Here is a 12,421-nt window from a genome sequence, read left to right on the forward strand (position 1 = left end):
GCACCTCCCCGGATCGATGGCGAATCCCTGGTGGAGGCGTGTATCTATTCCAGCCCCCGCACCATCGGCCAGCCTTCGTCGGACCAGCGGATCGTACGGACCTTGAGTTTCGACCGGCCGCGGTCGGCGGCGTCGTAGGCGTGCAGGAACAGGTAGTCCTCACCGTCGAAGGTGTAGACGCTGCAGTGCCCCGCGCCGTAGTAGTTCTCGTTGCCCTGGATGACCAGCGTGCCCCCTCCGTGGAAGAGGTTTTTGCCCTCCTGATCGAAGTAGGGCCCGGTCACGTCGCGCGAGCGGCCCACCACCACCTTGTAGGTGCTGTTCTCGCCGCGGCAGCAGAGGTCCCAGGAGAGGAACTGGTAGTACCACCCGTCCCGCTTGAAGATGAACGGAGCTTCCAGGGCCGCGTTGCCGGGATTGGCGTCGGCCAGGTCGAAGTCACGTTCCCGCCGGGAGATCGTATGCCACTCCTGGGGCTCGGCGATCCGGGTCAGGGAGGGGTCCAGCTTGACCAACTTCAGTCCGTTCCAGAAGGAGCCGAACGACATCCAGGGGGTGCCCGCGTCGTCGAATACGATGTTGGGGTCGATGGCGTTCCAGAGGTCCCGGTTCGGCTGCGACTGGATGACGATCCCATGGTCGGTCCAGCCGTAGGTGGCGTCGTCGGGGTCCAGGCTCGCGGTCGTGGCCACGCCGATGGCCGAGGTATTCTTCCCAAAGGCCGAGACCGAATAGTAGAGGTAGTACTGGCCGTCGTGGAAGAGCACGTCGGGGGCCCAGATGTGGTTGCGGAACCCGGGGACGACCCCGTCCGTCCACGCTGGCTTCTCGGCGAAGACCGGTGGGGCCTCCTCCCAGTTCTCGAGATCAGTAGAAGTAAAGTGGCCGATGCCGCGTCCGGTGCAGTACAGGTGGTAGGTATCCCCCTGCTTTATGACCACGGGGTCGTGGACGGAGATGTCACTGGTCTGCGCGACCAGCTTTCCGGTGAGGCAGCATAGCAGCCCCAGGAGGTACACTCCCATTAGTTGTGCAGTCAGACGTGACATCGGCTTTATCATTACTTCGTGGCTTCCAGGACGACCAGGGAGAAGGGCGGGATGGTCAGCCGCAGCTTGCCATTGCTCATCTTGGCGCCGTCGAAACCGGAAGGCGTTACCTGATCGGGGTTTTCAAAAGTGTTGTGCTCCTGCAGGGTCTCCGCGGTGAGGATCTCACCGGTTACGCTGCCGAGGCCCAGGGCCGCTACGTCCAGTTCCATCTCGTGCGATTGCTTGCTGTCGATGTTGACCAGCGAGAAGTGCACTTTCCCCTCCTCGTCGCGGGAAGCGGACGCCGAAATGGCGGGCAGGCTTTCTCCCTCGAAGGTGTACATCGGCGATTCGAAGGACAGGGGAATCAGCTGCGCGTCGTGGTGGGGTACGTACATGCGGAAGACGTGGTAGGTCGGCGTCAGCAGCATCTTCTCCTCGTCGGTGAGGATGACGGCCTGCAGTACGTTGATGGCCTGGGCGATGTTGGCCATTTTGACCCGGTCGGCGTGGTTGTTAAAGATGTTGAGGGTGGCACCGGCCAGCATGGCGTCGCGCATGGTGTTCTGCTGGTACAGGAAGCCGGGGTTGGTGCCGGGCTCCACGTCGTACCAGCCACCCCACTCGTCGACGAGCAGGTCGACGCGCTTGTTGGGGTCGTACTCGTCCATGATGGCTACGTGCTTCTCGATGAGCTCCTCCATCTTCAGGGCTTCCTTCATGGTGATGAAGTACTGATTCTCCGTGAAGTCAACGGCGGGCCCCTTGGCGCCCCAGTCGATGACGGCGTAGTGGTGCAGGGCGATGGCCTCGATGAGGTTCTTTGGAATGTTCTTCATCAGCACCTCCGTCCACTCGTAGTCGCCGCTGCTGGCGCCCGAGGCGATGCGGTACAGCTCGTTGTTTTGCCAGCCGGTCATGAAGGTGGCGAAGCGGCGGTAGAGGTCGGCGTAGTATTCCGGGCGCATGTTGCCGCCGCAGCCCCAGGCCTCGTTGCCGATGCCCCAGAACTTGACGTCCCAGGGTTCCTCGCGGCCGTTCTCGGCGCGCAGGTCGGGCATCGGGCTGCTGCCCGCCGGGTGGGTGGTGTAGCGAATCCAGTCGGCCAGCTCCTGCGGCGTACCGCTGCCCACGTTGGCCGAGAGGTAGGGCTCGGTGTCGAGCATCTCGCAGAGGTTGAGGAAGTTGTGGGTGCCGAAACTGTTGTCTTCCTTCACGTTGCCCCACCATACGTTGAGGATGGAAGGGCGGTCCTCCTGGGGCCCGATGCCGTCCATCCAGTGGTAAGTGTCGGCGAAGCAGCCGCCGGGCCAGCGCAGGTTCGGGATCTCAATCTCCTTCAGCGCCTCGACCACGTCCATCCGGATGCCTTCGCGGTTGGGGATATCGCTGGTATCGCCTACGTAGAAGCCGCCGTAGATGCTGCGTCCGAGGTGCTCGGCGAAGTGGCCGTAAATGTGGCGGCTGATGGTGGTGGAGTCCGCGTCGGCGTCCACCGAGATGGCGACTGTCTGGGCCTGCAGGCCCGTGGCCAGTCCCAGCAGCAGGGTGAGCAAGAAGGTGTATGATTTCATGTTGATGCTATTTTTTGTTTGCATGCGTCTGAGGTTTTTTGACGTGACGGTCCAAGGTAAGCCCTTCGCCTGCTTCCACTCTAGCGGCCATTTGCCAGAATCCTGAGTCAGCTTTCCCGGTTTCCCACCGTTGGTTCCCGTGAACTGACCCGCGGCGTCGAGCCCGTCCGACAAATAAGGGCTTTGTCCTGCAGCGTTCTTTCGCGGCTTGTCCACCAGGACCATCGCCCGATCCGAAACCGTAGGCACATGCATCACTATTCCCCGATTTTCTTGCCCCAGATGGCGTAGCCGTTGTCCTGCAGTCCGGTAAACAAAATGGTTCGGGCTACCTCATTCTCCCAGTCCCGGCCCCGCTCTATCCGGACCGACCAGCTGTTTCCGCCGGCGGTGAGGGTGAGCCAGGGGGCGCTGTAGGTCCAGGTACCTTCCAGGGCGCCGGACAGGGTGCCGTCGCTTCCCAGCCGGACCGGTTCGGCATTGACGTAGTCGGCCGAGGTCTGCTCTTCGGCGTAGCCGGGCACGACCTGGTAATCAAAGCGAATGATCTCCCAGTCGCCGGCAATCTCATCGGCTTGCACGGCGTCTTCCGCCTCGGCGGCGTACCGCTGGCTGCTGACCACGGGCCAGCCGTCCTCCGTCCAGAACAGCTGACGAACGTGCATCACCATGAAAAAGGGGTTGACGTCCGGGCGGCCTTGGTGGCCCATGTAGAAGGTGTCGTTCTTTTCGAAGACGCCCGGGTGGGAAACCCCCTGCCAGCCGCCGTGCCCGGTGAAGCGGTACGGCGCAATGAGCATCGGCAGATCGTCGACGTCCTCGTTCAGGTTCCGGCCGCGAATATCGTAGAACGGGCCGGTGGCGTTGTCGGAGCGGCCTACCCGTACGTTGTACTTGGTTTCCAGCCAGTCGTAGGAGAGGAAGAGGTAGTACTGGTCGAACTCGGGGTGGTAGATGACCTCCGGCCCCTCCAGGTTTCCGTTGATCCGGTTCCCGGTGAAGCCCCGCTGGGCGACCCGCGTTCCCTTGTCGTTGGTGCGTCTGGCCAGGCCGGTTGCGGGGTCCAGCTCCAGCTTGTAGATCCCGTCCCAGGCCGATCCGTAGTACATCCAGTAGCTGCCGTCGCGGGCAATGGCTACCGTGGGGTCGATGGCGTTGGTCTGCCGGGTCGCGTCGTTTACCGAGGTGACTACCAGGTCCCGTTCGATGAAGGGGCCCTGCGGCCGGTCGGAGGTGGCCAGCCCGATTACGCTGAGGCGGGGGGTCGGCGAGGACAGGGAGTAGTAAAGCCGGTATTCGTCGCCCACCTTCATCACGTAGGGGGCCCAGAGGCCGGCGAAGGGCTCGCCGCCGTTCCGGCGGATGAAGTTTTCCCCACGGCTGGGCAGTCCGGGAAACGCCCAGCCGACGAATTCCCACTCTACGAGGTTGATGCTGCGCCGGATCTGGATACCGGGGCGAATGTCCGTACCGAAGGCGACGTCGGTGTTGTAGCACCAGGTGAAGTCGTCGTCGACCACGTAGGTCGGGTCGTGTACATTGTAGTGCCTCCAGTCGGCCGTGCGGCTGGCGGAGGCCAGGTCGCCGTAGGTATCGGAGAAGGTCGAGAAATCAATGGGCCCGTCGTCCAGCGAGGTCGTGTCTCCCACCGGGTTTGGCGTGGGCGGAGCCGGTGGCGTCGTTGGGGTGGGAGTGATTTCAGTTTCCTTCTCGCAACCCAGGGTGCAAATACAGGCAAGCAACAGAATTAGCAGGGAGGATCGCATAGGAAATCGGGTTTTTGGCGGGGCGGCGGGAAAGGGACTGCCTAGTTAGCGGAATTGCCGACCAGGTTCTGGTTGCGGTCCAGTTCCGCCTGGGGGATGGGGACTACATCCCACCGCGGGGTATAGGTGTCGAACTCGAAGTCATGGGCCTGCAGCTCTTGCAGGTCGTTTTCCAGCTTGCCCCACCGCCGGATATCCCACCAGCGCTTGCCCTCGATGGCCAGTTCCATGATACGTTCGTGCTCCAGCTGGTCCATGAACTGCTGCAGGGAGTAACCGGCAAATTCAGCCTCCCGGTCCGGCAGGTTGGCCCGGTCGCGTACCTGTTGCACGTAGCCCGCGGCGGCGGCCACGTCACCCGTATTGGCCAGGCACTCGGCATACAGCAGCAGGACGTCGGCGTAGCGGATGATGTGGTAGTCAAAACCGGCGGTGAAGGCGTCCGTGCCGTTGACGGCGTTGGTGTACTTCTTGATGAAGTAGGCGTCTTCGGCAAACCCCCGCTCGAACCAGTCTACGCCGTAGGCGGTGGTGTAGCCGTCGTCGGGTTCGTAGGAAAGGATCGTGGAATGGTACCGCGGGTCGAGGTGGCCGTCGACCGTCCGCTCCTTGCGCATTTCCTCGTAGAGAAAGGGCGTGGGGATAAAGTCGTAGAAGTCACCCACCGAATAGGTCGGGGTGATGGCGAGAAACTGCCGCCAGTTGACGTTCGGGTCTCCACCCCAGTTGAACTCGGCGGCGGCGCTGGTGGTGAAGTCCGCCCAGAATATCTTGCCGGGGTTGGCTGCTTCCGTACCGGGGTCCTGCGAGAAGAGGTCCGCGTAGTTGGCGGCCAGGGCGTACTCGCCGGATTCGACCACGGCCTGGAAGTACGGCAGCGCCCCGGTGTAGTTGCCCTCGTAGAGGAAGACCGTACCCATCAGGGCATTCGCCGCGCCCAGGGTGGCGCGCCCCTCCTGGCCGGCGTCCTGACCGGATACGTTGTCGTAGGAGAGGGGCAGCCGGTCAATGGCGTTTTGCAGGTCATTCTTTACCTGGGCGTACACGTCTTCGCGGGTCACGCCCTCGTTGCTGGGGTAGAAGTCGTCGCCTCCCTGGGGCGTATTCAGGATGATGGGTACGTTCCCGTGCGTATTCGTCAGCTTGAAGTAGGCCAGCGCACGCAGGAAGTAGGCCTGCCCCAGCAGTCGGTCGCGCAGATCGCCGTCGATGTCCTCGACGTTCGGGATGTTCTCGAGTGCCTGGTTGGCCCGGCCGATCAGGATATAGTGGCCGTGCCAGAAGATATCCAGGTCGCCGATGGTGGGCGGCAGCGTGAAGGAGCTGATCCCGGTGAAGAAGATCCACGGGCTGCGGCTGCTTACTTCGTCGCCGCGGCCGTCGTTGTAGACCGGCGTCATCCGCTGGTAGAGGCCGTCGATGATGAGGGTGTTGTAAATGGCATCGACGGCGGCCACGGCCTGATCGGCGTTGACGTAAAACTGCGCCGACGAGAGCCGGTTGGGGTCGACGATGTCGAGTTCGTCGTCGCAGCCGAAGTTACCCGCGAGGGCACCAACGGCCAATAGGAGGAATAGAATGCGGTTCTTCATGATCGTTTAAAATTGAATTTGTACGCCCACCATGGAGGTCCGGGGCCGGGGGAAGGTGCCGAAGTCGAAGCCGGGGTTGAGGATACCGGCCTGAAAGTCAGGGTTGTATCCTTTGTAAGCGGAGAAGGTGTAGACGTTCTGCATGGTCGCGTAGATCCGCGCGCTCTGCATGTTCAGGCGTCCGAGCAGGCCGCCGCGCAGGGTATACCCGAGGGATACCGTATTGATGCGGAAGTAATTGCCGGACTGCAGCCAGCCCGGACGATCAGAATCCCGCTGGTTGTTGTTGGGGTCGCCCAGTACGACCCGCGGTACGTCGGTATTGGTGTTCTGTGGGGTCCAGCGGTCGAGAATGTCGGTGTGCCAGTTGGTGTAGCCGGAGGTGACCATCAGTCCCCGGTAGAGGTTGCTGTTGATCAGGTTTCCGCCGCTGCCCTGGCCGAAGACGGTGAAGTCGAAGTTGTTGTAGTTGGCTACGAAGTTGATGCCGTAGAAGTAGGTGGGATTACCGTTGCCGAGGTACTGACGGTCTTCCCCGTCGATGGTGCCGTCGCCGTTGATGTCCTGGAAGCGGATGTCACCGGGGGCGGTGTTGTCGTTCTGGAAGGCGGCCTCGGCCACTTCGGCTTCGCTCTGGAAGATGCCGTCGTACACCCAGCCGTAGTGGCGGCCGATGGGATTGCCGACCTCGGTACGGGCGCCGGTGCCGGACAGGAAGTCGAGGGTGCCGATGTCGAGTACCTCGTTCTTGACCGTGTAGAAGTTAGGCGCGATGTCGAAGCTCACCGGCCCCAGGGTCGGCCGCCAAGTCGCGGAAACCTCGAAGCCCGAGTTCTGGATCGAGCCGGCGTTGGTCGTCAGGCCGGCCAGCGAACCGTTGGAGAGCGGGATGGGCAGGTCGATGAGGACGTTCTCCGATTTGTTTGAGTAGTACTCCGCCGTGAATTCGACGCGGCCGTCCATGAGTTCCAGGTCCATACCCACGCTGCGGGTGGTGCGGGTCTCCCAGGCGATGGAGGGGTCCACCAGGATGGTGGTGGCGGCACCCAGTACCCGGCCCGTTCCGAATTCGTAGGGAATAGCCCGGTTGATGGTGCTCTGGTAGCGGAAGTTGCCGATCTCCTGGTTGCCCAGCTTTCCGTAGCCGCCGCGCAGCTTGAGGGCGGTGATGGCCTGGGGCAACTCGAAGTCGTTGTGGATCTTCCAGGCCAGGCCGAAGGAGGGGAAGAAGGCGTAGCGGTCCGAAGCGCGGAAGCGGGACGAGCCATCGTAGCGACCGTTGATCGTCAGCAGGTAGCGGTCGTCGTAGGAGTAGCTGATGCGGCCCAGGAAGGAAGCCAGGGCGGCGGGCTGCTGGTTGTCCGTGACGCTGAAGGTGGACGCGCTGGTCAGGTTCAGGTTGTACGGCTTCTCCAGGCCGGATCCTACTGCGGCCACCTGCCGGAAGTTGAACTTCTGGAACGTCTGTCCGCCCAGCACGGTCAGGTTGTGCTTGCCGATCTCGGTGGTGTAGGTCAGGGTGTTCTCGATCAGGTAGGAGTTCGAGGACCGGTCACCCACCTGCAGCTCGGCGATGGGCCGGGGGAAGAAGTAGCCCAGGTCGTACTGGGGTGCGAAGAGCTGGTCGGTGATGTCCGTATTATCGTACTGGAAGTTCAGCTTGTACGTCAGTCCGTCGATGAACTCGTACGTAGCATAGGCATTCGCCAGCAGGCGATTGATCTGGGCCTCGTTGGATACCAGCTGGTTGAAACCGGGGACGTTGAGGGAGATCGAGTTATTGATCACCGCGTCGGCACCGCCGAATCCGCCTTCCCGGTTGGGGTCCAGCAGCGGGATGGTCGGAGCGGCCTGCAGCAGGTCGTTGACCAGGGACGGCCGGCCGCCGGGCAGGAAGAGGGTGAAGGCACCGGTGTAGAACAGCGGGTTCTCGTTGGAGCGCATCACGTACACGTTCTCGCCGAAGGTCAGGCGATCGCTGAGCTGGGTTTCCGAGTTGACGCGCAGGGAGTAGCGGGTGTAGTTCGGCCCGGTGCCCACCAGCGTACCCTGGTTGTCGAGGTAATCCAGGGAGGCGTAGTAGTTGGACTTGTCGGTGCCGCCCGATACGGACAGGTTGACGTTCTTGATCGAGCCGTCGGTATAGCCCTCGTCCTGCCAGTTGGTGTTGATGTCGTCGACGAAGGAGGGCGAGGACGGATCGTTGCCCGGCACCAGCGCTTCGCCGGCGTTGGTAAGTAGCTCGCGGTTGATCATCTGGTAGCCTTCCCGCTCCAGCAGGGGGATGCGGTCGGGCACGGTCTGAATGCCCGCGTAGGCATTCAGGCTTACGTTGAAGCCCGCGTTCTTGCGGCCGCTTTTGGTCGTGATAATGATGACCCCGTTAGCGGCCCGGTTGCCGTAGATGGCTCCCGAGGTGGCGTCCTTCAGTACCTGGATGGATTCGATGTCGTTGGGGTTGATATCCCGGATGCCGCCGGGCAGGGGGAAGCCGTCGACCACGTAGAGCGGCTCGGCGCCGGCCCCGAGACCGAAGGTGCTTACCCCCCGGATCCGCACGGTGGGCGTGGCGCCGGGCTGCCCGTCGGAAGTGATGGAGACGCCCGCGACGCGGCCCTGCATCATCTGGGTGACGTCGTTCGAGGCCTGCTTCTGCATTTCCTCGGTGTCGACGACGCTCACCGCGCCGGTGAGATCCTCTTTACGCTCCGTTCCGTAACCGATCACCACTACCTCGTCGAGAATTTCGGCGTTCTCCGCCAGGGTAACGTCGATGGTGGTTTGGTCGCCAACCGTAAATCGCTGGGTTTCGTAGCCGGTGTAGGAGAAGATCAGCACCTCCTCCGGGCTGGCGGAAATGGAGTAGGCACCGTCGATATCGGTGACCGTACCACTGGAAGTATTCTCCTTTACAATGTTGACCCCGATCAGCGGTACGCCATCGGTATCGATAACGGTGCCGGTGACCGTCTGCTGGGCGCTTACGCACAGGGAGAAGAGTAAGAGGGCAAGGCACAGGCGCAACCGCATACCGTACTTACCGTCCGGCTGCGCACGGGAGTGCGGGAGACGTCTGTAGCTGAACATGATCATATCGTGTCAATTGATTAAGGTAAATGCGGCCGGGGCCGCTCGTAAATCCGGGGTGGAGGCGGGAGGACGGCGCACGACCAGTAGTAGCGGCTCACACTTCACCCGATTCCAAATAAAATACCGTGAGGTATAAGTAGGGCGTCATTTGTTTCATAAAGTGCATGATCTACTAACAAATAACGCATCGGTGAAAGTAGAACGCCTCCCGGTTCCGGGGGTGGACAATACCGTAATTCAGGTGGACTATACCGTAGAATCCCTGTTCTGCCGGCCTGAGGAGGTGAAATCCACGGCACGCCCACGGCACCCGCGGCCCCGCCGGCGGTCCCTGCTCCGTTCCGTAGTGTAAGTGGTGGCGGGCTACCCCCGCTGCTTGAAGAAGCGCAGCAGCTCCTTCACGTAATCTTCCGTGGTTTCCACGCTCATCGACGAGGCGCCGCTCTGGCGGAAAGAGGCGTTGAAGTAGGCCAGGTTGTCGGCGTACCAGTCGGCGTAGCGCTCCCGTACCCGCTTGCTGTCGGTATCGATCCAGTGCACCTCGCCGCTCTCGGCGTCGCGGGCGCGCAGGAGGCCCACGCGGGGCAGTTCCCGTTCGCGGGGGTCGTAGAGGTGGAGGCCCACCAGGTCGTGACGGCGGGCGGCCAGGCGGAGGGAGCGCTCGTAGCCGGTGGCCAGGTAGTCGGAGACCAGGAAGCAGATGCTCCGCTTCTTGACCATGTTGGTGAAGTAGTCGAGGGCCATACCGATGTTCGTGCCGCTGCCCTGCGGGCGGGTGTCGAGCAATTCGCGGATGATGCGCAGGATGTGTCCCCTACCCTTCTTGGGCGGCAGGAATTTTTCCACCCGGTCGCTGAAGAGCAGCAGGCCCACCTTGTCGTTGTTGTTGACGGCCGAGAAGGCCAGGGTGGCGCAGATCTCGGTGATCAGCTCGTTCTTCGGCTGCTTGACGGTACCGAAGAAACTCGATTTGGAGATGTCCACCAGCAGCATCACCGTCAGCTCGCGCTCCTCCTCGAAGACTTTCACGTAGGGCTCGCCGGAGCGGGCGGTCACGTTCCAGTCGATGTTGCGCACGTCGTCGCCGTACTGGTAGTTGCGCACCTCCGAGAACGACATGCCCCGCCCCTTGAAGGCCGAGTGGTACTCGCCGGAGAAGATCTGCTTGCTCAGCCCCTTCGTTTTGATCTCGATGCGGCGGACGCGCTTCAGGAGTTCGGTGGTTTCCATTTTCGGTTGGTGCGTGGTTGGGTTGTTGGGTCTTTGCGTTGTTGCGGGAGAGGCGCTGCTTCACCGCAAGGTACGGCATGGGGGCGGCGGGGCGCGGGTGCCGGGCGGATCGGGTAGCCCGACCGCTTGCTTGGCCACCAGTTTATCCCCTACCTTGGTAGGGTGCGCGACACCCTAGTTACTACCGACCCCGGCGACCTGGCGGATGCCTTGATGTCGCTGCAGCGCTCCTTCGGGGTTACGCTGGAGGTGGAGGCGGTACGGAACGTAGCAACCTTCGGGGAACTATGCGACTACGTAAGTGCGCTGGTTCCCGGATCGGAACGCAGCGACTGTACGCTACAACAGGCCTTCTACCGGCTTCGTGCGGCCTTCAGACAAGTCGAACCCACCCGCTCGATCCCCCTGGCACCGGGCACCCTCACGTCAACCCTACTGCCGCGCGCTGGGCGGCGTGCGCTCGTGCGCCGGCTGGAAGGTGCGCTACAAATAGACCTGGGGCTCCTGGAGCCACCAGCTTATGTAATCGTCCCCCTTTTGCTGGCCGTGCTTGCTTCTCTGCCCCTCATGCACTTCGCGGGAATTGCCGGGGGGGTGTGCTTAACCGTAAGTCTGGTCGGGCTGATGGTGGCTTATCGCTTTGGGACGCAAATTACGCAACCCACCCTGGGGCACCTCGCCCGCCGAATGGCCGGTAAGTACTACCGCCGTTCGCGGCGTTACCCCCATACGGTGAACCGAACCGAGATCGAATCCTTGCTGACCGACCTGTTCGTTCAGGAACTTGGCATAGACGCCAAGGATCTGTCCAGGGAAACGCTGTGGCGGTACGCCCCGGAAAATACCGGCCAGCCGGGCCGGTGGCCCGGATCCGGGTAGGATCTTACCACCCCGGTAGGCGCGAAGCGGCGGCGGAGCGCGGGTGCCGATCTTTCGGGTACGGAGGTAGTTACCGCCACGTAAATCACTGCGAAATGAGAATTCTGACGGGCGTTATTCTCCTGGCCGTAAGTCTTCTGCCCTCCTGCGTGTCCTTTCGGGCGTACCCGACGGCGGGCGTAGACGAGAATCCCAAGGCCTCCGTTCCAACTGCCTACGTCAGCAACCGCGGGGCGTACCGGCGGGAATACCGGATCCTGAGACACTCCGGTGCCTACGCGCTGGTTGAGGATTCGCTGCGGGCCGATCGGACGATCGAATTGCTGGAGTTACGGACTCCCTATACGCTGTGCATTACCCCCCATGTCACGGTAAGTCTGCTTACCCTGGGGTTCTATCCCGTCAAATTTCCCGAACGTTACCTTTTCGAGTACCGGACTTTCGTGGGGAACGATACCACGGTTGTTTCCCGGGGGGTGGAGGTCATCAAGACGGTTTCCTGGTTCCACCGGTTGTCCCCGCGCAAGAGCAAGGCCCAGGCCATCGGCAAGTCGCTCCGGATCGGGGACGCTTACTGAACTCTCCTATTTCGATTCTCCCCACAGTTTTTCCTGTACCCATTCCGGGGCTTCTCCTTCCGGGCAGAGCGTAAGGTGGGTGGTTTCGTCGGCTTCCGTCAGGACGAAGGACCCGGGCTCGAGCACCTCGATGGTGACGTCGGTGTCGGTGCGCGAGTCGTCGTAGGTATTCACGCACGATTGGCGGCCGGTGTAGGTCTCGCCGTCGCGGGAGGTGATTTCCAGCGTGCACCCCTTCGTGGCGGATCCTTCCAGTCCCCGACCGGTCCAGACGCGGTAGCCGGCGTTGGCCGGGTCGCTGCAGTTCGAGCCGTCGGTCACGTACAGGCCGGGGTCGAGGGCCAGGCGGTTGTCTTCCGTGGTATCGGTTTCCGGGCCGGCCCCTACCTCGGAGGGATCTACGGAAACGGTTTCGCCCGCTTCGCTTTCGGAAGGGCCGCAGGCGAAGATGATCAGGGGGAAAAAGGCGGTCAGGAGGCGTAGGGAGTGCGGCATGTGCGGGGAGTGGGGCGGTGGTAGAACCCGAAATTCCCTGGGGGGTTTGGGGGAATTGATTCCCACCGCGCCTTCCGCACCTACGAATGCTGGAGGGGGCGCCATCGCGAAGGGGCGCCGCCCGGTCCGGGTACACCGCCCTCGTACAAAAATGTTAAGCCGGATATTGCGAAACCGATCGGTTGC

General features: G+C 62.4%; 9 protein-coding genes. 2 read left to right on the top strand and 7 right to left on the bottom strand.

Going from position 1 to position 12,421, the window contains the following annotated elements; all coding sequences use genetic code 11:
- Window positions 1-44 precede the first annotated feature (44 nt).
- The 6 genes from DQG19_RS11165 to DQG19_RS11190 all read right to left on the bottom strand — a co-directional run bounded on the left by DQG19_RS11165 (window position 45) and on the right by DQG19_RS11190 (window position 10,283).
- Window positions 45-1,049: an arabinan endo-1,5-alpha-L-arabinosidase gene (locus tag DQG19_RS11165; protein WP_198661723.1), complete on the bottom strand. Its 1,005-nt coding sequence runs from the start codon at window positions 1,047-1,049 to the stop codon at window positions 45-47.
- A gap of 11 nt (window positions 1,050-1,060) precedes the next feature.
- Window positions 1,061-2,629, bottom strand: coding sequence for an alpha-N-arabinofuranosidase (locus DQG19_RS11170; RefSeq protein WP_232826498.1), 1,569 nt, complete (start codon window positions 2,627-2,629; stop codon window positions 1,061-1,063).
- Window positions 2,630-2,862: 233 nt separating this feature from the next.
- Window positions 2,863-4,371, bottom strand: coding sequence for an arabinan endo-1,5-alpha-L-arabinosidase (locus DQG19_RS11175; RefSeq protein WP_116126334.1), 1,509 nt, complete (start codon window positions 4,369-4,371; stop codon window positions 2,863-2,865).
- Between the two features lie 41 nt (window positions 4,372-4,412).
- Window positions 4,413-5,963: a RagB/SusD family nutrient uptake outer membrane protein gene (locus DQG19_RS11180; protein ID WP_116126335.1), complete on the bottom strand. Its 1,551-nt coding sequence runs from the start codon at window positions 5,961-5,963 to the stop codon at window positions 4,413-4,415.
- Between the two features lie 6 nt (window positions 5,964-5,969).
- Entirely contained in the window at window positions 5,970-8,993 is a 3,024-nt protein-coding gene (locus tag DQG19_RS11185; protein ID WP_198661724.1) for a SusC/RagA family TonB-linked outer membrane protein, read from the bottom strand.
- 423 nt (window positions 8,994-9,416) lie between these two features.
- Window positions 9,417-10,283, bottom strand: coding sequence for a DUF58 domain-containing protein (locus tag DQG19_RS11190; RefSeq protein WP_116126337.1), 867 nt, complete (start codon window positions 10,281-10,283; stop codon window positions 9,417-9,419).
- 162 nt (window positions 10,284-10,445) lie between these two features.
- On the opposite strand from DQG19_RS11190, the gene DQG19_RS11195 reads away from it, so the two are divergent.
- Both DQG19_RS11195 and DQG19_RS11200 read left to right on the top strand, forming a co-directional pair.
- Window positions 10,446-11,162, top strand: a complete 717-nt coding sequence (locus DQG19_RS11195) for a hypothetical protein (protein ID WP_116126338.1) — start codon at window positions 10,446-10,448, stop codon at window positions 11,160-11,162.
- A 95-nt stretch (window positions 11,163-11,257) separates the two neighbouring features.
- Window positions 11,258-11,740, top strand: coding sequence for a hypothetical protein (locus DQG19_RS11200; RefSeq protein WP_157974459.1), 483 nt, complete (start codon window positions 11,258-11,260; stop codon window positions 11,738-11,740).
- Window positions 11,741-11,746: 6 nt separating this feature from the next.
- Here the strand turns inward: DQG19_RS11200 and DQG19_RS11205 are convergent, their stop codons facing one another.
- Window positions 11,747-12,235, bottom strand: a complete 489-nt coding sequence (locus DQG19_RS11205) for a hypothetical protein (RefSeq protein ID WP_116126340.1) — start codon at window positions 12,233-12,235, stop codon at window positions 11,747-11,749.
- Between the last annotated feature and the right edge of the window lie 186 nt (window positions 12,236-12,421).

This window comes from Lewinella sp. IMCC34183 (assembly GCF_003390915.1).
Lineage (GTDB): Bacteria > Bacteroidota > Bacteroidia > Chitinophagales > Saprospiraceae > Neolewinella.

Bases quoted from the DNA above. Each gene is read 5' to 3' on its own strand.
- DQG19_RS11165 (WP_198661723.1), bottom strand. From the start codon at position 1,049: ATGTCACGTCTGACTGCACAACTAATGGGAGTGTACCTCCTGGGGCTG.
- DQG19_RS11170 (WP_232826498.1), bottom strand. From the start codon at position 2,629: ATGCAAACAAAAAATAGCATCAACATGAAATCATACACCTTCTTGCTC.
- DQG19_RS11175 (WP_116126334.1), bottom strand. From the start codon at position 4,371: ATGCGATCCTCCCTGCTAATTCTGTTGCTTGCCTGTATTTGCACCCTG.
- DQG19_RS11180 (WP_116126335.1), bottom strand. From the start codon at position 5,963: ATGAAGAACCGCATTCTATTCCTCCTATTGGCCGTTGGTGCCCTCGCG.
- DQG19_RS11185 (WP_198661724.1), bottom strand. From the start codon at position 8,993: ATGCGGTTGCGCCTGTGCCTTGCCCTCTTACTCTTCTCCCTGTGCGTA.
- DQG19_RS11190 (WP_116126337.1), bottom strand. From the start codon at position 10,283: ATGGAAACCACCGAACTCCTGAAGCGCGTCCGCCGCATCGAGATCAAA.
- DQG19_RS11200 (WP_157974459.1), top strand. From the start codon at position 11,258: ATGAGAATTCTGACGGGCGTTATTCTCCTGGCCGTAAGTCTTCTGCCC.
- DQG19_RS11205 (WP_116126340.1), bottom strand. From the start codon at position 12,235: ATGCCGCACTCCCTACGCCTCCTGACCGCCTTTTTCCCCCTGATCATC.